Annotated in this window: 24 protein-coding genes; 13 read left to right on the plus strand and 11 right to left on the minus strand. The window is 59.2% G+C overall.

Annotated features, from left to right (window positions below; translation table 11 throughout):
* Window positions 1-10 precede the first annotated feature (10 nt).
* The 4 genes from ACJ8HB_RS01715 to ACJ8HB_RS01730 all read left to right on the plus strand — a co-directional run bounded on the left by ACJ8HB_RS01715 (window position 11) and on the right by ACJ8HB_RS01730 (window position 2,976).
* Window positions 11-637, plus strand: coding sequence for a LuxR C-terminal-related transcriptional regulator (locus ACJ8HB_RS01715; protein ID WP_033646453.1), 627 nt, complete (start codon window positions 11-13; stop codon window positions 635-637).
* A 122-nt stretch (window positions 638-759) separates the two neighbouring features.
* Window positions 760-876 (plus strand): DUF2770 family protein, encoded by a 117-nt coding sequence (locus tag ACJ8HB_RS01720; RefSeq protein WP_033638034.1) that lies wholly within the window; start codon window positions 760-762, stop codon window positions 874-876.
* 3 nt (window positions 877-879) lie between these two features.
* Window positions 880-1,896, plus strand: a complete 1,017-nt coding sequence (locus tag ACJ8HB_RS01725) for a zinc-dependent alcohol dehydrogenase family protein (protein ID WP_052133443.1) — start codon at window positions 880-882, stop codon at window positions 1,894-1,896.
* A 390-nt stretch (window positions 1,897-2,286) separates the two neighbouring features.
* A complete protein-coding gene (locus ACJ8HB_RS01730) occupies window positions 2,287-2,976 on the plus strand; it encodes a hypothetical protein (RefSeq protein ID WP_047568082.1) in 690 nt (229 codons plus the stop codon).
* A gap of 294 nt (window positions 2,977-3,270) precedes the next feature.
* Here ACJ8HB_RS01730 and ACJ8HB_RS01735 read toward each other — a convergent pair whose 3' ends face one another.
* Window positions 3,271-4,329: an AI-2E family transporter gene (locus tag ACJ8HB_RS01735; protein ID WP_033646455.1), complete on the minus strand. Its 1,059-nt coding sequence runs from the start codon at window positions 4,327-4,329 to the stop codon at window positions 3,271-3,273.
* 442 nt (window positions 4,330-4,771) lie between these two features.
* Between ACJ8HB_RS01735 and ACJ8HB_RS01740 the strand changes: the two genes are divergently transcribed.
* On the plus strand, window positions 4,772-5,326 hold the full coding sequence (locus tag ACJ8HB_RS01740) for a cytochrome b (RefSeq protein ID WP_004927830.1): 555 nt from the start codon (window positions 4,772-4,774) through the stop codon (window positions 5,324-5,326).
* A gap of 23 nt (window positions 5,327-5,349) precedes the next feature.
* Entirely contained in the window at window positions 5,350-5,928 is a 579-nt protein-coding gene (locus tag ACJ8HB_RS01745) for a YceI family protein (protein WP_016928208.1), read from the plus strand.
* A 45-nt stretch (window positions 5,929-5,973) separates the two neighbouring features.
* Here ACJ8HB_RS01745 and trhO read toward each other — a convergent pair whose 3' ends face one another.
* Both trhO and ACJ8HB_RS01755 read right to left on the minus strand, forming a co-directional pair.
* The gene (trhO, locus tag ACJ8HB_RS01750; protein ID WP_033646457.1) at window positions 5,974-7,041 is read right to left on the minus strand and encodes an oxygen-dependent tRNA uridine(34) hydroxylase TrhO; all 1,068 of its coding nucleotides are present in this window, start codon (window positions 7,039-7,041) and stop codon (window positions 5,974-5,976) included.
* 119 nt (window positions 7,042-7,160) lie between these two features.
* Complete coding sequence (locus ACJ8HB_RS01755) at window positions 7,161-7,319, minus strand: hypothetical protein (protein ID WP_033638031.1); 159 nt, start codon at window positions 7,317-7,319, stop codon at window positions 7,161-7,163.
* A gap of 261 nt (window positions 7,320-7,580) precedes the next feature.
* Between ACJ8HB_RS01755 and ACJ8HB_RS01760 the strand changes: the two genes are divergently transcribed.
* The 4 genes from ACJ8HB_RS01760 to ACJ8HB_RS01775 all read left to right on the plus strand — a co-directional run bounded on the left by ACJ8HB_RS01760 (window position 7,581) and on the right by ACJ8HB_RS01775 (window position 12,355).
* Complete coding sequence (locus tag ACJ8HB_RS01760) at window positions 7,581-8,501, plus strand: Kdo(2)-lipid IV(A) acyltransferase (RefSeq protein ID WP_033638030.1); 921 nt, start codon at window positions 7,581-7,583, stop codon at window positions 8,499-8,501.
* A 101-nt stretch (window positions 8,502-8,602) separates the two neighbouring features.
* On the plus strand, window positions 8,603-8,887 hold the full coding sequence (locus ACJ8HB_RS01765; RefSeq protein WP_033655070.1) for a YciI family protein: 285 nt from the start codon (window positions 8,603-8,605) through the stop codon (window positions 8,885-8,887).
* 201 nt (window positions 8,888-9,088) lie between these two features.
* Window positions 9,089-10,327: a multidrug efflux MFS transporter MdtG gene (gene mdtG, locus ACJ8HB_RS01770; protein WP_047568085.1), complete on the plus strand. Its 1,239-nt coding sequence runs from the start codon at window positions 9,089-9,091 to the stop codon at window positions 10,325-10,327.
* Between the two features lie 474 nt (window positions 10,328-10,801).
* A complete protein-coding gene (locus tag ACJ8HB_RS01775) occupies window positions 10,802-12,355 on the plus strand; it encodes a peptide MFS transporter (RefSeq protein WP_033638027.1) in 1,554 nt (517 codons plus the stop codon).
* Between the two features lie 51 nt (window positions 12,356-12,406).
* Here the strand turns inward: ACJ8HB_RS01775 and ACJ8HB_RS01780 are convergent, their stop codons facing one another.
* From ACJ8HB_RS01780 to ACJ8HB_RS01795, 4 genes are read right to left on the minus strand one after another with little or no spacing between them, the layout of a single operon-like run.
* Window positions 12,407-12,805, minus strand: a complete 399-nt coding sequence (locus ACJ8HB_RS01780; RefSeq protein ID WP_094859785.1) for a VOC family protein — start codon at window positions 12,803-12,805, stop codon at window positions 12,407-12,409.
* Window positions 12,796-13,224: a YeeE/YedE family protein gene (locus ACJ8HB_RS01785; protein WP_039566628.1), complete on the minus strand. Its 429-nt coding sequence runs from the start codon at window positions 13,222-13,224 to the stop codon at window positions 12,796-12,798. Before ACJ8HB_RS01785 ends, ACJ8HB_RS01780 begins: the two co-directional genes overlap by 10 nt.
* Window position 13,225: 1 nt before the next feature.
* Window positions 13,226-13,660 carry a YeeE/YedE family protein gene (locus ACJ8HB_RS01790; RefSeq protein WP_047568091.1) on the minus strand — a complete coding sequence of 145 codons (435 nt, stop codon included), beginning with the start codon at window positions 13,658-13,660 and terminating at the stop codon, window positions 13,226-13,228.
* Complete coding sequence (locus tag ACJ8HB_RS01795; protein WP_033638023.1) at window positions 13,650-13,967, minus strand: ArsR/SmtB family transcription factor; 318 nt, start codon at window positions 13,965-13,967, stop codon at window positions 13,650-13,652. Before ACJ8HB_RS01795 ends, ACJ8HB_RS01790 begins: the two co-directional genes overlap by 11 nt.
* A 135-nt stretch (window positions 13,968-14,102) precedes the next feature.
* On the opposite strand from ACJ8HB_RS01795, the gene ACJ8HB_RS01800 reads away from it, so the two are divergent.
* Window positions 14,103-14,903 (plus strand): AraC family transcriptional regulator, encoded by an 801-nt coding sequence (locus ACJ8HB_RS01800; protein WP_094859784.1) that lies wholly within the window; start codon window positions 14,103-14,105, stop codon window positions 14,901-14,903.
* Here the strand turns inward: ACJ8HB_RS01800 and leuA are convergent.
* On the minus strand, window positions 14,854-16,542 hold the full coding sequence (gene leuA, locus ACJ8HB_RS01805; RefSeq protein ID WP_047568098.1) for a 2-isopropylmalate synthase: 1,689 nt from the start codon (window positions 16,540-16,542) through the stop codon (window positions 14,854-14,856). The two genes, ACJ8HB_RS01800 and leuA, sit on opposite strands and share 50 nt — an antisense overlap.
* Window positions 16,543-16,752: 210 nt before the next feature.
* On the opposite strand from leuA, the gene ACJ8HB_RS01810 reads away from it, so the two are divergent.
* On the plus strand, window positions 16,753-17,130 hold the full coding sequence (locus tag ACJ8HB_RS01810; RefSeq protein WP_033638020.1) for a MysB family protein: 378 nt from the start codon (window positions 16,753-16,755) through the stop codon (window positions 17,128-17,130).
* 33 nt (window positions 17,131-17,163) lie between these two features.
* A complete protein-coding gene (locus ACJ8HB_RS01815; RefSeq protein WP_047568101.1) occupies window positions 17,164-17,709 on the plus strand; it encodes a GNAT family N-acetyltransferase in 546 nt (181 codons plus the stop codon).
* A 6-nt stretch (window positions 17,710-17,715) separates the two neighbouring features.
* On the opposite strand, the gene ACJ8HB_RS01820 is transcribed toward ACJ8HB_RS01815, so the two are convergent.
* The 3 genes from ACJ8HB_RS01820 to mdoG all read right to left on the minus strand — a co-directional run bounded on the left by ACJ8HB_RS01820 (window position 17,716) and on the right by mdoG (window position 22,245).
* On the minus strand, window positions 17,716-17,961 hold the full coding sequence (locus tag ACJ8HB_RS01820; RefSeq protein ID WP_033638018.1) for a YceK/YidQ family lipoprotein: 246 nt from the start codon (window positions 17,959-17,961) through the stop codon (window positions 17,716-17,718).
* A 164-nt stretch (window positions 17,962-18,125) separates the two neighbouring features.
* Complete coding sequence (gene mdoH / locus ACJ8HB_RS01825; RefSeq protein ID WP_033638017.1) at window positions 18,126-20,684, minus strand: glucans biosynthesis glucosyltransferase MdoH; 2,559 nt, start codon at window positions 20,682-20,684, stop codon at window positions 18,126-18,128.
* Window positions 20,677-22,245, minus strand: coding sequence for a glucans biosynthesis protein MdoG (mdoG, locus tag ACJ8HB_RS01830; RefSeq protein WP_170310366.1), 1,569 nt, complete (start codon window positions 22,243-22,245; stop codon window positions 20,677-20,679). The genes mdoH and mdoG overlap by 8 nt, the downstream gene beginning before the upstream one ends.
* Window positions 22,246-22,321 lie beyond the last annotated feature (76 nt).

Raw genomic sequence — 22,321 nt, forward strand, 5'->3', positions numbered from 1 at the left:
GGACGTCACCATGAAACTACTTGTCGTGGACGAATGCTGCTTCACCCGGGTCGGTATAGCCAGCTACTTTGCTGATAGTGGGATTACGACGATCAAGTGCTGCCACAGCATTGAGTACGCTACGCCGCTGTTGGCCAGCTTTCAGCCGAGCCACATTCTGGTGAACCTCAGCAACCAGTGCCGCTATAACGAAGCGGACGCACAGCTGCTGGCGTTTATGGAAGCCAGCCAGTCTGCCCTGCTGTTTATCTATCTCGATACGCCTTACCCTTACAGCGAAACGCCAATGCGCATCGCCGATAACGCGTTTCTGTTCAATAAAAGCATTCTGCCGCTCACCTTGCGCACGCTGCGCGAAAATCCGCTGGCGCTGGCCGATGACGGCGAAGAGCGTTCCCTGTTCAGCCCGCAGGAACTGACGGTGATGAAATATTGGATGGCGGAGATGCCCAACTACCGCATCGCGAAAAAACTGCAAATTAGCTCGCATACGGTGTACGTGCACAAGCGCCACATCACGGAGAAGATCAACGCGCGCAACCGGCTGGAGTTCTACTCGTTGTATAACGTGCTGCGTTATTTCTACCCGCCGAACACGCCAACGAACTCGACGCCGTTGGCGCTGCTGGCGGTATGACATCAAGCCTGCGATAACGCAGGCTTTTTTATCGCCATTCTTCCAGCGCTCATGCGCGGCGCGCTATAAAAGACGCCGAGAAAAGGACTATAATCAAAGGTCTCTTTCTTCTGGCGGCTGAAATGTTAAACCGAATACTGGCGGCTATCGTCAACAACGTGCGTGAGCACCTGGTGCTGTATCTTTGCCTGTGGCTGGTGCTGCTGGCGCTGGATGTCTACTTTTTCTTCGTACTGTAACCCATGCCGTCGTCATTTCCCCGATTGAGCTTCAACCGCTTCGGCGATCCCGCCCAGGTGCTGACGCTGCAGCAGGTGAACAGGCCGCCGCTGCGCCCCGGCCGGCTGCTGCTGCAGATGCGCTATGCCCCGATCAATCCTTCCGACCTGATCCCGATTCACGGCCAATACGCGCACCGTATCGCCCTGCCGCAGGTACCGGGCTATGAAGGCGCAGGCGTCATCGTCGATCCGCAGAGCGGGCGCTCGACCGGCCGACGCGCGCTGGCGGTAGCGGGTGACGGCAGCTGGCAAACCTTCGTCACGCTGCCTGAGGATCGGGTGGTGTGGGTGCCGGACGACATCGACGACAACGACGCGGCGCAGATTTACATCAACCCGCTCACCTGCTGGGTGTTGCTGACGCAATGGCTGCCGCTCAACGCCGGCGACGTGCTGCTGCTCAACGGCGGCGGCTCCGCCGTTAGCCTGCTGTTGGCGCAGCTGACGGCGCTGCGTGGTATTCGTCTGGCGGTGGTGGTGCGCAACGCCGCCCATCGCCAGGCGCTGCTGGCCGCCGGCGCCTGGCGCGTTATCGAAGCGCCGCAGCTGGCGCAAATGCCCCATTTTGGCGCCCGCGCCGCCATCGACTGCATCGGCGGAGAAGACGGATTGCAGTTGGCACGAGCGGTTCGCTCCGGCGGCGATTTCGTGGCGCTGGGCCTTTTAGGCGGGCACCAGGTGGACTGGCGGCGCGTAGTGGATGAGTTAAAGCTGCACGCTTCGCTGTTCCACCTGCGTAAATGGAATGCGCAGGCGGCGCCGGCGCAGTGGCAAACGGCGTTTTATCAGCTATTCCAGCTGCTGCGCCGCGGCCAGCTGGCGCTGCGCCCGCCCGCCGCGATTTACCCTCTGCATCAGTACGCAGCGGCGCTGCAACACGCCGCGCAGCCCGGTGTGAACGGCAAGATCTTCCTCACTCCGACAACATCGAAGACGGTTGGCGGTGGAAGAGCCCTTATTCAACGGAGTTCCCAATAAATAAAATGCAATGGAGGGGAGTGCGACTTTTCCGATAATGTTAAATTATTAGTGGCGAGATGCCATTTTATTAGCACGCCGGACATTATCATGCTCTAAACTTTGCGATAAGACGTATCGTTACCCAAGACATAACGACCGAAATTAAAATAAGCATAACAATTAGAGAGTCAAACGACGAACTCATTAAACCTAGTGAGTTTGAGATCTTCGCTACCTTTAAGTACGTATCCTCTGATAAACGCCTGAAAACTATTTCAGCCAGTAGCACAAAGTAGATCAGAGTCAATACGATATATGCAATTGCTCTCTTCATTGGTCATCCTTGCATTATTTACTGTTCAATATATAATCACCCAAAGGATTCTACATCAAAGGAAATGATAACGCATGTCCTATCTCAAGTTAAAGATGCAAGCAGACCGAGCCATTGCTCTAAGTATTGAGAGATCCCTTGTACAACTCAAGAAAGACACTACCAATACTGTACAGAGTGTTAGGTCTGGTGCCGAGCGAGCAAGTTGGTATGGTTCCTGTCTGTTTGATGACTACAAAGACGTATGTAAGCAGTTGAGACAAGAAGATACCCGCATGCTGTTATCAATTCGGCAGGTGTACCAGCGAAAAGACGTAGTACTGGATATGGTGGAAATCTATTTTAATATTAAGCTTAGTAGAATCAGTGGCTCTGGCCAGCATAAGATTATGCAAACTATCACTGAAAAACTTGCTAACCATGCATCAGAAAAGTTTTCTAAATTGTCAGTTGCGTACACGATCGCAAAACTAATTACTGAATCCCACGATTTCAAAGAATCACATATTAACATCATCAATAAAAGTAGCTTAGTTGCCGTAAGCGTTTTAAGTTTCTATGGAAAAATGCAAACAGCCGCCCTTTCTGCAAGAAAACTTCAATTTTCAGAGCCTAACTATTACTCAGCTCTCTACAAAGAAAACCTAGAGTTGCTGTACTTTATGATCGAGCCAGAAATGAACAGAATCATCTACCTGACTAATTCAGGCACTAGTGATGAAGAGGAAATTATTTTTCTAATGAACAAGATTCTCACAAAATGAAGTGGTTGATTGAATGGCTGGGTAACTCATTCGCTTACTTAATCCCTGTTGTACTCATTATTTTGGGCGGGGTTATTCTCGTTTCAGTGTTTCCAAAGGCTGGTTTTTATCTCACCCTCATCTGGGCCATTGTTGTTTGTGTCGCCTATGTAAAGTGGTCTAAGTGGTTGTAGTTTTTACTGATTAGCCAATGTTCCCAGTCAGCACTAACAGTATAAGCGTTAAGCCACCGTTGGGTGGCTTATTCAAAGCGCATTAACAACGCACGGCTCAACGTGGCTACAAGAACACTCCTCACTCCGGCGCCGCCGGAGGCTGGCGCGGCGGGCGGCCGTCCCCCAGGATAACCGCCAGCCGATAGCCGCCCTCGGTGGTCTCCAGCGCGATGCGCGCCACGATCGTCAGCGGCACCGACAGCAACATGCCCACCGGGCCGAGCAGCCAACCCCAAAAGATCAGCGACAGGAACACCACCAGCGTCGACAACCCCAGCCCGCGCCCCATCACCCGCGGTTCGAGGATATTGCCGATCACCATGTTGACAGCGATAAAGCCGCCCGCCACCACCAGCGCATCGCCCAATCCGTTGAACAGCAGCGCCTGAATCAACGGTGGAATGGCGGCCAATACCGAGCCGATATTGGGGATATAGTTGAGCAGAAACGCCAGCAGCCCCCAGATAAAGGCGAAGCGCACCCCGACCGCCGCCAGGAAGATCCAGACGATCACGCCGGTGGCCAGGCTGATGATGGTTTTAATCACCAGATAGCGCGTCACGCCGTCCAGCGCCCGCCGCATCGCGGCGAGGCCTTCGTTCGGCTTATCCAACGCCTGCTGCAGCTTATAAGGCAGCAGCTGCACTTCAAACAGCATAAACACCACGGTCATCAGCAGCAGGAAGACGTTGGTCATGGCGCCAGACAGGTGCCCCAGCATGCGGGTAACCAGATTCATCGCCGCGCTGGGATCGACATACTGCAGCATCGCTTCGCTGGAGAGGCTGATATTGAAGCGATCGGCGTAATGCTGCAGCTCGCGCAGTTTCTCGATCATCATGCCGCGGTACTGCGGCAGCGAGCGGGCGAACTCGTTCAGCGAAGCGCCCAGCATGCCGATAAACAGCATCACGACCACGATCACCGCCGTCACCAGCAGCGTCACCCCAAGGATGCGCGGCACCCGGCGGCGTTCCAGCATCGTCACCAGCGGGTTCAGCACCATGGCGAGGAATACCGCCAGTAGAAACGGCACCACGATGTCGGCGGCGGCTTTCACCCCGGCCAAAATGATCACCAACATCGCCAACAGGACGGCCAAACGCAGGCTGCTGTCGGTTACTCGGGTTCGGCCCATGACGTTTCCTTGTTATTTCACTGGGTTAACCGGCCACAAAGAGCCGACTCTTGGCGCTAATGGTAGCAAAGTCGGCCGTCACGCCGCAGAGGATTTAGCGTAACCGTTCGAATAATTTAATCTTTCCGCCCTGCTCTTCGCCGCAAGAAATAGGCATAACCTTTGCCAACCAATAATCCCGCCCAGCAATCCATGAACGGTTTACGTAAAATGACAAAAGCTGACATTAATAGATAATAAGCCTAATTTTCAACAACTAGCATAATCGCCACGTGAAAGAAATCATATCATCTTCAACGATTTATCTGATGAACTCCGAACATCTCAAACAAATTCACTGACTAATATTTCTAAGAAGTAACATAGTTAAATTTATTATTGATTTTATGTTTCCTAAAGTTTAATTATTGCAGCCAGCCAATCGGTAATCGAAGGAAACAGGATGCTCTGGAAAAATACCGCCGATCGTTTCGGCCATGTGTCAGTGTTGATCCACTGGCTGGTGGCGCTGACGGTGTACGGCATGTTCGCCCTCGGCCTGTGGATGGTCACGCTGGGCTATTACGACGTCTGGTACCACCAGGCGCCGGAGATCCACAAAAGCATCGGCACGCTGCTGTTCATCGTGATGGTGATCCGCGTGATCTGGCGCTTTGTCTCGCCGCCGCCCAAGCCTCTGGCCAGCTATGGCCGCCTCACTCGCGTCAGCGCCATTCTCGCGCATCTGGCGCTGTATGCCGTGCTGTTCGGCATTCTGATCAGCGGCTATCTGATCTCGACCGCCGACGGCCAACCGATCAGCGTATTCGGCTGGTTCGACGTACCCGCCACCGTGACCGGCATGGCGGAGCAAGCCGACACCGCCGGCGCCATACACCTTTACCTGGCCTGGGCCGTGGTAGTGCTCTCGGTACTGCACGGGCTGGCCGCGCTTAAACATCACTTTATCGATCGTGATGTCACTTTGAAACGGATGCTGGGTAGCAGCGCCGATTAACCTTTGGATTTATGGAGATTGCTATGTTGAAAAAGACCGTATTGGGCCTGACCGCAGGCGCCCTGCTGCTGAGCGCCGGTTCCGCACTGGCGGCGGACTACAAGATCGACAAACAGGGCCAGCACGCCTTTATCGAGTTCCGCATCCAGCACCTGGGTTACAGCTGGCTGTACGGCAGCTTTAAAGACTTCGACGGCGGCTTCACCTTCGACGAAAAAGATCCGTCCAAGGACAAAGTCAACGTGACCATCAATACCGCCAGCGTCGACACCAACCACGCCGAGCGCGACAAGCACCTGCGCAGCGCCGAGTTCCTCAACGTGGAGAAGAACAAGCAGGCCAAGTTTGAATCCACCGAAGTGAAGAAAAGCGGCGACGGTTATGCGGTGGTCGGTAACCTGACGCTGAACGGCGTGACCAAACCGGTTACGCTGGACGCCAAACTGATTGGCCAGGGCAACGATCCGTGGGGCGGCTACCGCGCCGGCTTTGAAGCCAACGGCAAGATCAAGCTGAAAGATTTCGGCATCACCACCGATCTGGGCCCGGCGTCGCAAGACGTTGAGCTGATCATCTCCGTAGAAGGCGTGCGCGAGAAATAAGTAAAAAAGCCCGGCTTGGCGGCCGGGCTTCTCATTTCCTCAGGCTCAGCGGGCTGGGCCTTCTTCTTCCGGTGCCGGAATGTGCATCGTAGTCTGCAACAGGCCTTTCGACTTATTGAAGATCTTGACGCCGTTTTCACGGCCGGCACGGCGCGCGCGCTGCTCTTCGCGCGGCAGCTTCAGCTCTTCGCGGCAAATCTCGCTGCAGCACCCTTCAAACTTGGCGGCGCAGCTCGGGCACTGAATGAACAGCAGGTGGCAGCCGTCGTTTTTGCAGTTGGTGTGGGTATCGCACGGCGCCCCGCACTGGTGGCAGTTGGCGATCACATCGTCGGAAATGCGCTCGCCCATGCGCTCATCGAACACGAAGTTTTTGCCGATAAACTTCAGCGGCAGCCCCTGCTCTTTCGCTTTGCGGGCGTACTCGATGATCCCGCCTTCCACGTGGTAGATGTTTTTAAAGCCGTTGTGCAGCATATAGGCGCTGGCTTTTTCACAGCGAATGCCGCCGGTGCAGTACATGACGATGTTTTTGTCTTTGCTGTCCTGCAGCATCTCCACCGCCATCGGCAGCTGATCGCGGAAGGTATCCGACGGCACCTCGATGGCGTTTTCGAAGTGACCGACTTCGTACTCATAGTGGTTGCGCATGTCGACGAACACCGTATTCGGATCGTCGATCATCTGATTGACGCGATCGGCCTGCAGATATTCGCCGACGTTGCTTGGGTCAAAGCTCTCGTCATCGATGCCGTCGGCCACGATGCGCTCGCGCACCTTGAGGCGCAGCACCCAGAAGGATTTGCCGTCGTCTTCGAGCGCGATATTCAGGCGAACCTGATCCAGCGCCGGGTGCGAGGCGAACAGCGCGGCTTTGAACGCGTCGAAGTTATGCTGCGGCACGCTGATCTGCGCGTTGATGCCCTCTTTCGCCACGTAGATGCGGCCGAACACCTTCAATTTTTCGAACTGAACGTACAGGCTGTCGCGAAACGCTTTGGGATCGTCGATGGAGAAATATTTGTAAAAAGAAACTGTGGTGCGCGGCTCGGTTTCCGCCAGCATGCGCGCCTTCAGTTCCTCATTAGAAATTCGGTTATGTAACACTGGCATGGTGTACTTTCCTGTCTTTCGGGAGGTGACTGATTATCGCGCGCAGCCTGCCGGCCCGCGCGCGGCGCACATCATACCCGAAAAACCGCCGCCGCGCAGCCCTGGCGCAAACGCCCCGTTCAGCGTCCGCCGCCTTCGGTAAACGCGGAAGCCAGCATACCAAGCGCCATCATCACGCCGGCGAGCGCCAATATCGCGTTCACCTGCAGATGCGCGCCGACGCTGCCGACCGCCGCGCCCAAAACCAGCAGCCCCGCACTGATCCATGGTGCCAACATATTTACCCTCTGAATAATTACCAGCAATAATATCGCCATTATCTTTGGCAGGAAAGATTGTGGAAAAATTCGGCATTCGATGCATATTTAACGCCCAAAAAGGGATTTTAATGCGTTGTGTTTTCCCGGATCGCCAGAAAAATGCCACAATAGTCGCAAACAAACGGCAGAAACGAACCTTGCCGCCGAGCTCACCCGGCTGCCAGACCATGCTATGACTCTGTCATTACACTTAAACAACCGTATTCAAACAGAGAACCCATGACTCAAGTTCCTACTTTCAATCGTTCCTTATTGCACCCGCGCTACTGGCTGACCTGGGTCGGCATCGGCTTGCTGTATCTGCTGGTGTTGCTGCCTTATCCCGTCATCTACTGGCTCGGCACCTCGATTGGGCGATTTTCCATGCGCTTTCTCAAGCGACGCGTCGCTATCGCCCAGCGTAACCTCGAGCTCTGTTTTCCCGACATGCCGCAGGCCGAACGCGATGCGCTGGTGGTAAAGAATTTCGAATCGGTCGGCATGGGGCTGTTTGAAACCGGCATGGCGTGGTTCTGGCCCAACTGGCGCATCGAGCGCTGGTTCAAGGTCAGCGGCCTGGAGCACATCCAAAAGGCGCGCGACAACCAGCAGGGCGTGTTGCTGATTGGCCTGCACTTTTTGACGCTGGAGCTGGGCGCGCGCATCTTCGGCATTCACAACCCGGGCATCGGCGTTTACCGCCCGCACGATAACAAGCTGATGGACTGGCTGCAAACCTGGGGCCGCATGCGTTCCAACAAATCGATGCTGGATCGCAAAGACATCAAAGGCATGATCCGCGCCCTGAAACAGGGCGATATCATCTGGTATGCGCCGGATCACGACTACGGCCCGCGCAGCAGCGTATTCGTGCCGCTGTTCGCGGTAGACAAAGCCGCCACCACCACCGGCAGTTACGTGCTGGTGCGGATGGGCAAACCGGCGATCATTCCGTTCACCCCGCGCCGCCTGCCGGACGGCAAAGGCTATGAGCTGATCATGCAGCCGGCGGTGGAAAACTTCCCGCTGGATAACGAACTCGATGCCGCCGCCTTTATGAATAAAGTGGTGGAAAAAGAGATCCTGATGGCGCCGGATCAATACATGTGGCTGCATCGCCGCTTCAAGACCCGCCCGGAAGGCGAGCCTTCGCTCTACTGATAAAGCAAACCCGCCGCCGGCGGGTTTTTTATTGCGCGCCTCTTGAGAATCGACGGCGAGGGTGGGATGGTAAAGCCTTTGCCGCCAACCCCGGAGCCGCCATGTACATTGTCAGCCTGACCTACCATCGCCCGATCGCCGACGTCGACAGCCACCTTGACGGGCACATCGCCTGGCTTAAGAAATATTTTCAGGACGGCACCTTCATCGCCTCCGGCCGCAAGAATCCCCGCACCGGCGGCGTGATCCTGGCCAAGGGCATTGAACGCGCGCGGCTGGACGCCATCCTGGCCGAAGATCCATTCAACGCCGTGGCTCACTACGAGGTCACTGACTTTAGCGCCACCACCACCGCCGCCGGTTTCGAGGCGCTGGCCGGCCTATAAAACGCTGAAAATTCCGCGCGCCAAGCGCGGAATAAGGTTTAAACGTCATTTTTAAAACTTTATTTCATTTTTCGCCCTATTCCCGTCCTCTGGTTTGCCGTAGCCGCGCCGGCGGCGCATACTTATCAGGCTAACTTTCACGTTTTGCCCTTCATCTTTTTGCCGCCGGCAAAACGCGTCACCTTTCGGCAATGGACATTTATGGCTTCGGCAGCAGAACCCGTTAACTGGAAACGCAACCTTTTCGTCGCGTGGGTAGGGTGCTTTCTCACCGGCGCCGCCTTCAGCCTGGTGATGCCGTTTCTGCCGCTGTACGTCGAGACCCTCGGCGTAACCGGCCATCAGGCGCTCAACATGTGGTCCGGTCTGCTGTTCAGCATTACCTTCCTGTTTTCCGCTATCGCCGCGCCGTTCTGGGGCGCCCTGGCCGACCGACGCGGCCGTAAACTGATGTTGCTGCGCTCGGCGTTGGGCATGGCGATCGTCATGGTGCTGATGGGTATGGCGCAAACGGTCTGGCAGTTTCTCGCGCTGCGTGCGGTGCTGGGGTTGCTCGGCGGGTTCATTCCCAACGCCAACGCGCTGATCGCCACCCAGGTGCCGCGCAACCGCAGCGGCTGGGCGCTCGGCACCCTGTCTACCGGTGGCGTCGGCGGTGCGCTGGTCGGCCCGCTGATCGGCGGCCTGCTGGCCGATCTGTACGGCCTGCGTCCGGTGTTTTATATCACCGCCGCGGTGCTGTTCGTCTGCTTCGTGCTGACGCTGCTGTATGTTAAAGAGCAATTCACCCCGGTGCAAAAGCGCGACATGTTGCACGCAAAACAGGTGTTCGCCTCGCTGAAGAACCCGAAGCTGGTGCTCAGCCTGTTCGTCACCACCATGATCATCCAGATCGCCACCGGCTCAATTGCCCCGATCCTGACGCTGTATGTGCGCGATCTGGCCGGCGCGACCCATAATCTGGCGTTTATCAGCGGGCTGATCGCCTCGGTGCCCGGCGTCGCGGCATTGATGAGCGCCCCACGGCTGGGCAAGCTGGGCGATCGCATCGGCCCGGAACGCATTCTGGTCTTTATGCTGATCGTCTCGGTGCTGCTGCTGATCCCGATGGCGTTCGTGCAAACGCCGTGGCAGCTCGGCGTACTGCGCTTTCTGCTGGGGGCGGCCGACGGCGCGCTGCTGCCGGCGGTACAGACCCTGTTGATTTATAACTGCACCAATCAGGTCGCCGGCCGAATTTTCAGCTACAACCAGTCGTTCCGCGACGTCGGCAACGTCAGCGGCCCGCTGCTCGGCGCCGCGGTCTCCGCCGGCTACGGTTTTCGCGCGGTCTTCGCCGTCACCGCTTTGGTGGTGCTGTTCAACGCCGGTTATTCCTGGTGGTGTCTGCGGCGGCGGCCGGGCTATATGCGGGAAGACACGCTGCAGGAAGAACAATAGCTGCATTTATCGCCAATTTCCGCGATTGGCCGGATCAACGGCGCGTTTCCCCTACTTTTAATAATGCTTCCTGCGGGCCGGCGAATTTTCGCCCCACTCGGAACATTCTTACTACAACATCTTGTTTATCAACAATTAATTAACCTTCAGCGCATAAAACCCGCTGTCAATCATATTCCTGTCATAACCAACAGAAAAACCAGAAAAGGAGATGCTTGTCGACTTTTCGTCTAAAAAATGGGATACAGGTACTAGACAAAACCAACGACCAGTTATCAAATGGTTAAATAATATCACGCCAGATGTGAACCATCGGCCAAGTGAAGAAAAGGTCAGCACGCTTTCCACGGTTTATCAGCGTTGCAGCCGCGGTTTTGTCGGGTAATCCGCATTGGGCGGATCGCCTTCATTAAATACACATACAACCACAGTACGGGCTGCAGCCATGCAGCGCCTTTTTATTGGGAAATCGTTATGCAATCCTCTGTCAATAAGTCAGAAAGCCGGACCTTCTTCGGCCATCCCTATCCGCTGGGTTCTCTGTTCTTCACCGAAATGTGGGAGCGCTTTTCGTTCTACGGCATCCGTCCGCTGCTGATCCTGTTTATGGCCGCCACCGTATACGACGGCGGTCTGGGTCTGGCGCGCGAGAACGCGTCGGCGATCGTCGGCATCTTCGCCGGCAGCATGTACCTGGCGGCGCTGCCGGGCGGCTGGCTGGCGGACAACTGGCTCGGCCAACGCAAGGCCGTTTGGTACGGTTCGATTCTGATCGCCCTCGGCCACCTGTCGATCGCCCTGTCCGCGGTGATGGGCACCAACCTGTTCTTCATCGGCCTGATGTTCATCGTGCTCGGTTCCGGCCTGTTCAAGACCTGTATCTCGGTGATGGTCGGCACGCTGTACAAGAAAGGCGATGCGCGCCGCGACGGCGGTTTCTCGCTGTTCTACATGGGCATCAACATCGGTTCGTTCATCGCCCCGTTGATCTCCGGCTGGCTGATCAAGTCACACGGCTGGCACTGGGGCTTCGGCATCGGCGGTATCGGGATGCTGGTGGCGCTGGTGATCTTCCGCGTGTTCGCCGTCCCGGCGATGAAACGCTATGACCGCGAGGTGGGCCTGGATTCCACCTGGAACAGCCCGGTCGCGAAGAAAAAAGGCGTCGGCGCCTGGCTGCTGGCATTGGCGGTAGGCCTGGCTGCGGTCATCGTGCTGATCGCTCAGGGCACCATCGTCATCAACCCGGTCGAAGTAGCCAGCGTGCTGGTGTACGTGATCGCCGCGTCGGTCACCCTGTATTTCATCTATCTGTTCGCCTTTGCCGGCCTGAGCCGCAAAGAGCGCGCTCGCCTGCTGGTGTGCTTTATCCTGCTGATCTCCGCCGCGTTCTTCTGGTCGGCGTTTGAACAGAAACCGACCTCGTTCAACCTGTTCGCCAACGATTACACCAATCGCATGGTCGGCGGCTTCGAGATCCCGGCGGTGTGGTTCCAGTCGATCAACGCCCTGTTCATCATCCTGCTGGCGCCGGTGTTCAGCTGGGCCTGGCCTGCACTGGCGCGCAATAACGTGCGCCCGAGCAGCATTACCAAGTTCGTGATCGGTATCCTGTGCGCCGCCGGCGGTTTCGGCCTGATGATGCTGGCCGCGCAGAATGTGCTGAGCAACGGCGGCGCCGGCGTATCGCCGATGTGGCTGGTGGGCAGTATCCTGATGCTGACGCTGGGTGAGCTGTGCCTGAGCCCGATCGGCCTGGCCACCATGACGCTGCTGGCGCCGGAGAGAATGCGCGGGCAAATGATGGGGCTGTGGTTCTGCGCCAGCGCGCTGGGCAACCTGGCGGCCGGTCTGATCGGCGGTCACGTCAAGGCCGACCAACTGGATATGCTGCCGGATCTGTTCGCTCGCTGCTCAGTCGCGCTGCTGATCTGCGCCGCCGTGCTTATCGTGCTGATCGTGCCGATTCGCCGCATGCTGGAAAATACCCAGACCAAGAGCGCGCAGAAACCGGCGACCAGCGCCTGACGGATACCCCTTTTTTATCTCGCAAACCGGCGCTCAAGGCGCCGGTTTTTTTTATCCTTGCCAGGCCTGATGTTGCAGGACCACCCGGTAGCCGTCAGGATCTTCAAAGGTTTGCCCCGCCCTATCCCAATAGGGGTTATAGGCGGTGACAGCCAGGAATCCTGCCGCCCGCATCCGCTCGCACGCGGCTCGCCATGCGTTCTCATCCGGCAGATAAAACACCAGCAGATGATCCTGCGTCGGCGCCTGCCCGACCCGCACCCCGCGATGCTGCGTGAACTCCAGATGGTAGGCATGCTGCGGATGGCCGATCATTATGCCGTCAAAGCCCTGATGATCGACAAACTCGCCCAGCTTTTCGAACCCCAGCCCGCAACAATACAGCGCGGCAATCTCTTGCAACCGATCGGTCGGGCGCGCGATGCGCAACACCGCCTTGACTATCGACATGTACGCCTCCGCCTCATGATAATCTCATACAGCGCCATGCCCGCCAGCATCGCCAGCAGGAACGGCCATACCCGCTGTATCTCCGCCCCCGCCAACACCCAGGCGGGGCCAGGGCAAATGCCCGCGATGCCCCAACCGACGCCGAACAGCGCGCTGCCCGCCAGCAAACGGCGATCCACACGCCCGGCGGCCGGGATCTGCAGCGGTTCGCCCAACAGGCTCCGCTCGCGTCGCCGCGCCCACAAGAAGGCCGGCGCCGCGACCGCGATCGCCCCAACCATCACCAGCGCCAGCGAAGGATCCCACTGGCCGGTAACGTCGAGAAACGCCAACACTTTGGCCGGATTGGCCATGCCGGCGACGATCAGCCCCAGACCGAAAATCACGCCGCTCAGCAGCGCCAACAGAGATTTAAACATCTCACCCTCCCAGCAGGTGGCGCATCAGCCACACGGTCATAAAACCCAGCAGCATAAACACCGCCGTGGCGGCCAGCGAACGCGGTGCCAGCCGCGCGACGCCGCACACGCCGTGCCCGCTGGTGCAACCGCTGCCCAATCGTGTCCCCACCCCCACCAACAGCCCTGCTACCGCCAGCCCGCCGCTGCCGGCCGCGATCTCAGCAGACGGCAAAGCCGCTGCGGCAGCATACAGCCAGGGGGAAATCAGCAACCCGCCAAGAAATGCGGCGCGCCAGCCCCGCTCGCGGCCACCCGCGCTCAATAAACCGCCGGTAATGCCGCTGATGCCGGCGATCCGGCCGTTGAACAGCAGCAGCAGCGCCACCGCTGCGCCGATAATGGCTCCGCCCGCCAGCGCGGAATACGGCGTGAAGTGTTGCCAGTCAATGGTCATCGCGGTTCTCCGGCTGTGGGCAATAGAGTTGATATAGGGTATGGAGCAGCGCCAGCGCTTTAGCGTCGGCCACCGCATAGTAAATCTGCTTACCGGCGCGTCGGGTGGAGACCAATCCCTCCTCGCGCAGCACGCCAAGCTGCTGGGACAGCGTCGGCTGGCGGATATCCAGCGCCTGCGCCAGCTCGCTCACCGCCATCTCGCCTTGGCTGAGCCGGCACAGCAGCAGCAGCCGATCTTCGTTGCCCAAGGTGCGCAGCATCGCGCCAGCCTGCGCCGCCGCCTTGCGCATCGCGTCAATATCCATTGCTCCTCCATCAATTTATAAAATAATATAATATTATTTTATAAACCATTTCGCCGTACCGCGCCACAGACTGGTGTGAAACAGCGCCGCATGGCATGCTGTCTTCCCCCTTTTGCCGCGCGGAGCCTGCTTACGATGCTGTTGTTTCACGACGTTCTGCCGCCCGACCAGCCTGTCCGGCCGTTGGCCAAGGATTATCGCCACGGAGACAGCGAGCCGGATCACTACCATCACTGCGCGCAGCTGATTCACAGCCTGAGCGGCGTGGTGCAGGTCACGACCCGGCTCGGCAGTTGGGTGGTGCCGCCCGGCCGCGGCGTCTGGGTGCCGGCTAAGGTGGTGCACAGTCTGCGCATTACCGGCCAGGTGGCGGCCAGGACGCTGTTCGTCGATCCGCTGGCGCGCGCCGATCTGCCGGCCCAATGCCAGGTGGTGCAGGTTTCTCCGCTGCTGCGCGAGTTGATTATCTGTGCGATGGAGATTGCGCCCGATTACCCGAGCGGCGGACGCGATGAACGCGTCATGGAACTGATTCTGGATGAGTTGCGGATGCTGCCGGTCCTGCCGCTGCACCTGCCTGAACCGCGTGAGGCATCGCTGCTCGCCCTGTGCCGCCATATCCAGGCTACGCTGGCGCAGCCCTGGACACTGGAACAGGCGGCCGCTCATCTCAGCGTCAGCGGACGCACCCTGTCGCGGCGCTTCCAGCGCGAAACTGGGCTGCATTTTAGCGATTGGGTGCGACGCGCCCGTTTGCTGGCGGCGCTGAACGCGCTAGCGACCGGCCGCTCGGTGTTGGAAGTGGCGCTGGATCTCGGCTATGACAGCCCCAGCGCGTTCAGCGCCATGTTTCGTCGAGTGCTGGGGGTCGCGCCCAGCGACTATTTCAGCCCGGCCGCGCCGACGTTGACGCCAGATAGCGCCCGGCGACGTTGAGCAGCGCCTGCAGCGAGGCGCTGGCGGAGTCGACGTCGATGCCAACGCCGTAGGTCGCCTCACCCTGCGGCAACGAGCAGCGAATATAGGCCACCGCCCGGCTGTCGCTCTGGTGCCCCAGCGTATGCTCGTGGTAGTCCTCGATCGCCAGCGGCAAGCCGAAGCGCTGGCGCAGCGCATCCACCGCGCTGGAAAGCAGGCCATTGCCGGCGCCCTGCAGCCGCAGCGGCTCTCCCTCACAGGCAACCCGCGCATTGAAGCTGTAGGCCTCTACGCCGTGGCTTTCCGTCTGGTAGCTCAGCAGCTGCAAGTGCGGTTGCTCCACCAACCCATAGGTGTCGCGGAATAAGCGCCACAGCTGCGCGCCGCTCATTTCCTTGCCGCTGCCGTCGGTCGCGCGCTGCACCACCTGGCTGAAATCAATCTGCAAACCGCGCGGCAACGCCAGCCCGTGATTTTGCTCCAACAGCCAGGCGGCCCCGCTTTTGCCGGACTGGCTGTTGACCCGGATCACCGCCTCATAGCTGCAGCCGACATCGGCGGGATCGAGCGGCAGGTAAGGCACCTGCCACCAGCCATCCTGGCGCTGGCGCTGGGCGGCGAAGCCTTTTTTAATCGCATCCTGATGCGAACCGGAGAAGGCGGTAAACACCAACTCGCCGGCATAAGGATGGCGAGGGTGCACCGGCAGCTGATTGCACAGCTCCACCACCTCCACCACCTGCTTCAGGCGGCTGAAGTCCAGGCCCGGCGCCACGCCCTGGGTATAGAGATTCAACGCCAGCGTAACCAGATCGACGTTGCCGGTGCGCTCTCCGTTGCCGAACAGGCAGCCTTCGACCCGATCGGCGCCGGCCAACAGCGCCAGCTCCGCGCAGGCCACGCCGGTGCCGCGATCGTTATGCGGATGCACGCTGATCGTTACATCGGCGCGGCGGCTGAAGTGGCGACAGAACCATTCAATCTGATCGGCATACACGTTGGGCGTGCTCACTTCTACCGTCGCCGGCAGATTGATGATCATCGGCCGCTGCGGCCCCGGTTGCCACACCGCCGTCACCGCTTCGCAGATCTCCAGCGCGAACGCCAATTCAGTAAAACAGAAGGTTTCCGGCGAATACTCGAAGCACCAGGCGGTATCGGGCTGTGCCTCGCACTGCCGGCGAATGCGCCGCGCGCCGTTCACCGCCAGCGCCACGGTGGCGGCCTTATCCTGGCGGAACACGATGTCGCGAAACATCGGCGCCGTGGCGTTGTACAGATGCACGATAGCCCGTGGCGCCCCCTGCAGCGCCTCGAAGGTGCGGTCGATCAGATCGTCGCGCGACTGCGTCAGCACCTGAATCGTGACGTCGTCCGGGATCAGCTGCTCGTCAATCAGCGTGCGCACAAAATCGAAATCCGTTTGCGACGCCGAAGGGAAAGCCACTTCAATTTCTTTGAAACCACACTGCAACAGCAATTGATAGAACTCGCGCTTGCGCGCGTTATCCATCGGCTCCGCCAGCGCCTGGTTACCGTCGCGCAGATCGCTGGAGCACCAGCGCGGCGCCTGCCGCAGCGTACGCGCAGGCCATTGGCGGTCCGGCAACGCCACCAGCGGGAAGGGTCGATATTTGCTTGAAGGGTCGATTAACATGGGCTTCTCCTGACGCCTGAATGAACGATGACGCCATTATTTCCCGCCCTCGCCGCCTCTTCTCCCGCTTTGCGGACAACCATCGTCGCAATGCGGACAACAAAAAAATTTGCATCCTGCGCCAGTGAGACAACAATTAGGTTTGACGTTTCCCCCACCGCACCGGCAGTGCCGCCGGGCGCTCTACTCTCATTGTCAACGGAGGCGAACATGAGCCTGTATGCAACCCTGGAAGAAGCCATCGAGGCCGCACGCGAAGAGTTTATCGACACCGCCGAAGGCGGCGGCGATGACGAACCGCCGGTGCCGCAGCAGTTCAATCTGCAAAAGTACGTGATGCAGGATGGCGACACGATGTGGCAGGCCGAGTTCTTCGAGGAAGAAGGCGAAGCGGTGGAGTGCCTGCCGCTGCGCAGCGGTGCGGCGGCGCAGGCAATCTTCGACGGTGACTACGACGAGGTGGAGATCACCGCCGAGTGGATAGATGAAAATACCCTGTACGAATGGGAAGAAGGCGACTTCCAGCTCGAGCCGCCGCTGGATACCGAAGAAGGCCAGGCCGCGGCCGATGAATGGGATGAACGTTAACCCGCACTACGCACTCATCGCCAAGGAGGCAGCATGGATATTCGCCGGGCTCGCCCCACCGACTACCCCGCCATTTTGCAACTGCAGGGGGAAAACGTGCCGGAAGCGCTCGACGAGCGCCAAAAACGGCAGGGATTTATCGTATCGCGCATGAATGAGGCGCAGCTGGCGGCGATCAACCGCGGCATCGGCATACTAGTTGCTGAACAGGAAAACCAACTGGCGGGGTTTGTTTGCCTGATGCCCGCCGACGTGCAACCGCGCCCGCCGGTGGTGGACGCGATGCTGGCGACGCTCGCCACGCAATCCTTCGCCGGACGCGCGCTGAATGAACTGCGGGTGTTTCTCTACGGCCCGGTCTGCCTCGCCGCCGCCTGGCGCGGCAAAGGCGTGCTGAAGCACCTTTACGCCGCGGTCAAAGCGCATACCAGCCATGACTACGACGTGGGCGCGCTGTTTATCGACGACGACAATCCGCATTCGTTGGCCGCTCACGTGCAAGGGCTGGGCATGACGGCGCTGGCGCCTTTCCATTGCGGGCAGAAAGGCTATCAGCTGGTGGTGTTCGCCACCCGCTGAGCGGGTTTATTCATAGGGGCCGTGCTGCGCATCGAACGGCAGCATAAAGGTGTCCACCACCATCGACAGCGGCACGTCTATCACCGTGACGTAGCGCCAGGGCGTATCGCGCAGATCCCACTGCACGCCGGGATAGTACTGGTGGCCATGCCCCGCGCCGGGCACGGTGCGGCTGATAATGCTGCCGCAGCCGGTCAGGGCCATCACGCCGGCCGCCACGCAGGCCAGCCGAAGGTAGGAAGAGAGATTCACGACATTGACTCTGAGCAAGGGGGTTGTTTCGCGAGTGAACAACGCATCGGCCGCAGTCTACCACAGTTCCCTTTCTCCGCCGGCACCGGCGCACGTAAGCAAAAGGTAAAAAAAACGGGGAATGCGCCATGCGCATTCCCCGTCTGGGCGTTGCCGTTCAGCGATTAACGCCGGCCCGTTGGGTGCGCCAGCGGGTTGTGCGGCAACTGCTGATAGTGCTCACGCCAGGCGGCGCCTTCCGGCAACAGCCAGACGCGCTGGTGCAGACGAGCCAGCGTGACCGGATCGCTCAGCAGCTCCAGACGTTTGCCCTTCGCCAGCTTCTCCGGCCCCAGCTGCAGCGCTTCGTTCACCCGCTCCTCGCGGTTGCGATCGAGCGTCGCGCGCAGATGGTGACGCGCCGTCGCCAACGCCGTCGCCAGCGCGTTGAAGGACGGGTTGACCACCGCATGCATAAAGCCGTTGGTCAGCGCGCGATTGCGGTTGAGATGCAGGTATTCTTCCGTCGCCAACAGCTCACGCGGCGGGTTGTACTCTTCCGGGATCAGGAACAGCTTGGCGCGTTTGCTCTTCATGCCCAGCGTCGCGCGGCTCGACAGCACCGACACGAACGGCGACAGGATCAGCGAGAACACGATCGGCGCCAACCACCACAGGAAGCGCAGATCCAGCCACGCCATGCCGCCGGCCCACACCAGGCCCAGCAACATCTGCGAGCCATGGCGGCGGAAGGCTTCGCCCCACGGCGTATCGTCGTCGTCACGCTGCGGCGAATTCCACACCACTTCCCAACCGAGGAAGGCGCTCACTACGAACACGGTATGGAACAGCATGCGCACCGGTGCCAGCAGCACCGAGAACAGCATTTCCATCAGCATCGAAATGAACAGCCGGAACGCCCCGCCGTACTCTTTCGCGCCCTTGGCCCAGATCAGCACGATGCTGAGCAGCTTCGGCAGGAACAACAGCACCAGCGTGGTGGAGAACAGCGCTATCGCCAGCTCGGGCCGCCACTGCGGCCAGACCGGGAACAGCTGCCGCGGCTGCAGGAAGTATTGCGGTTCCATCAGGGTGTGCACCACCTGCAACGCGGTGGAGAGCGCCAGGAACATGAACCACAGCGGCGCCGACAGGTAGGACATCACGCCGGTGAGGAACACCGCGCGGTGCACCGGGTGCATGCCCTTCACCAGGAACAGGCGGAAGTTCATCAGGTTGCCGTGGCACCAGCGACGGTCGCGTTTCAGCTCGTCCAGCAGGTTTGGCGGCAGCTCTTCGTAACTGCCCGGCAGATCGTAAGCGATCCACACGCCCCAACCGGCGCGGCGCATCAGCGCCGCTTCAACGAAGTCATGCGACAAGATTGAACCGGCGAAGGAGCCCTCGCCCGGCAGCGGCGCCAGCGCACAGTGCTCGATAAACGGCTTCACGCGGATGATGGCGTTATGGCCCCAGTAGTGCGACTCGCCCAGCTGCCAGAAATGCAGGCCGGCGGTAAACAGCGGCCCGTAAACGCGGGTAGCGAACTGCTGCACGCGCGCATACAGGGTATCCATGCCGGACGCCTTCGGCGCGGACTGGATGATGCCGGCGTTCGGGTTGGCTTCCATCAGACGCACCAGCCCGGTGAGGCATTCGCCGCTCATCACGCTGTCGGCATCCAGGATCACCATGTAGCTGTACTCACCGCCCCAACGACGGCAGAAGTCGTCAATGTTGCCGCTCTTGCGTTTGACGCGGCGGCGGCGGCGGCGATAGAAGATGCGGCCGTGGCCGTCGACATCGCGGCACAGCTCCATCCACGCCTTTTGCTCCGCCACGCAGATGTCCGGATCGTAGCTGTCGCTCAAGACGTAGATATCGAAGTGTTCCAGCTGACCGGTCGCGGCGACGGACTCATAGGTCGCACGCAGGCCGGCGAACACGCGTTCGACGTCTTCGTTGCAGATCGGCATGATCAGCGCGGTGCGGTGCGCCGGATTGATCGGCTCATCGCCCTTGATGGTGGAGGAAATGCTGTATTTGTCCTTGCCGATCAGCAGCTGCAGGAAGCCCATCAGCGCGGTCCAGAAACCGGCCGAGACCCAGCAGAACAGTACGGCGAACAGGATCAGAATGCCGGTTTGCAGCACATATGGCAGCAGCTGCAGCACCGACTGCATCAGATCCTGATCCAGCATGGCGATAGGATCGATCAGCGCCCAGCCCTGATAAGGCAAGATGGTTTTCATGTACCAGGTGGCGATGCCGGTTTGCACCAGCATCAGCACCAGCAGCACATAACGGCGCATGGAGCCGACGGTACGCCAGCGGTTCTCGGCCTCGGCCTCCTCTTTGGTGGCGTGCCGGTTGTGCGGCGAACGCCCCAGCAGAGAATCCCAGAAGCGCGCCACCGGGTTGGTGCGCCAGGCTTCCGGGAACATGGTGGTTCGTTTGATCGGCGGCGTCGCCTTCAGAATCGCGCGCCCTTCGGCGTCGGTATCGAAGTCGTCATCGCTGACCGCATCCGGCCAGGCGTTTTCGATACGCGGTTTGACCGAGGCCAGCGCCACGTCATCCGCCGACAGGCTATTGACGTTGGCGTCGGCGGCGCCCATCTGCCGATGGAGCGCCTCCAGTGCCTGAGCGTCATCCGCCGTTTGAGGGTTGAGCGCCTCCGACCGCTCGGCGGTCAGAGGCAGCGCCGCAAGATAATCCTGGGCGGGTTGAGTAGGCTTATTCATTGGCAGGTAGCTGATAGCTCCAGGTTTCCGACAGAGTCTTATCGCCATTGACCAGCGCCGCGCGCATTTCTACCGGCTTCTTGTCGTCTTTCACTTTCAGACGCACCGTCAGGCGCCAGCCTTTGGTCACTGGATTATAGCGGACGTTGTTTTCCACCATTTCACCGTTGTCGCCGATGCTGATCTGAGAGGCGACCGGGGTATTGGCGTCCAGCCCTTTCAGCACCGGGCCGACGAAGTCGACCAGGAAGGCCACGCTGCCGTCTGGCTCGCGAATCAGGTTGGACTGCTTCACGTCACCGGTCGAACGCATGGTGCGGGCCACATAGGCGATGTCCTGCGAATGCAGTTTGTCTTCATCGCGGGTGAAGTTCAGGCGGTAGCTCAGCGTCAGCGGCTTTTTGGCTTCCGGCAGCGTATCCGGTGTCCAGAACGCGACGATGTTGTCGTTGGTTTCATCCGCCGTAGGGATCTCCACCAGCTCAACCTTGCCTTTGCCCCAGTCGCCCTTCGGTTCAATCCAGGCGCTCGGACGCAGATCGTAACGATCGTCCAGATCTTCATATTCTTTGAAGTTGCGGCCGCGCTGCAGCAGACCGAAGCCTTTCGGATTCTCGACGGTATAGGTGCTGACGGACAGGTGTTTAGGATTGTTCAGCGGGCGCCAGATCCACTCGCCGTTGCCGGCATGGATAGACAGGCCGTTGGAGTCGTGCAACGCCGGACGGTAGTTCAACGTCGGCGACGGCTGGTTCGGCCCGAACAGGAACATGCTGGTCAGCGGCGCCAGGCCCAGTTTGCCCACCTTGTCGCGCAGGAACACTTTGGACTCGACGTCCACGGTGGTGTCGCGGCCCGGGATCACCGTGAAACGGTAAGCGCCGGTGGCGCGCGGGGAATCCAGCAGCGCATAGATCACCAGGTGCTTGTCGCCCTGCTTCGGACGCTCAACCCAGAATTCGCGGAAACGCGGGAACTCTTCGCCGGACGGCAAAGCGGTATCGATGGCCAGGCCGCGAGCGGAAAGCCCGTAAACCTGCCCTTTACCCACCACGCGGAAATAGCTCGCGCCAAGCAGGCTCATGATCTCATCGTTTTTGTCGGCGCTGTTGACCGGGTAGAGCACCTTAAAGCCGGCAAAACCGAGATTTTTCACCGATTCAGGGTCGTGTTTGACCGAACCGAAGTTGAAGTAATCCGGGCTGTACTTGATCTGTTTTACGCTGGTGGAGGTGACTTCGTTGATTTTCACCGGCGTATCGAAGTACATCCCCTGATGATAAAACTCAAGCTTGAAAGGGGTTTTCAGCTTGCTCCAATAGGCTTTATCGTGATTGAACTGAATCTGCTGATAGTCTGCGAACTTCATCTCGCGGAACTGAGAAGGAAGGTTGCTCTTCGGGGCTTCGAAACCTTTCGCCGCCAGATCCTGAGCCTGCTTGGCCACATCATCAATAGAAAAGGCCCATGCCGGCGAACTGAACAGCGTGAACAATACGGTAGCACCTAACCAACGAACGCTCGCGGCGCGTGGTTGTCCGGATAATATATTAACTAGCACATCCCCCCCTATTCGTGTGCTCAAATCATTTAAATCCATATTAATGGATTACTCAGCTTTCCGACAACATGATAAA

Source organism: Serratia sp. CY27727, assembly GCF_052169275.1.
GTDB classification, from domain to species: domain Bacteria; phylum Pseudomonadota; class Gammaproteobacteria; order Enterobacterales; family Enterobacteriaceae; genus Serratia; species Serratia sarumanii.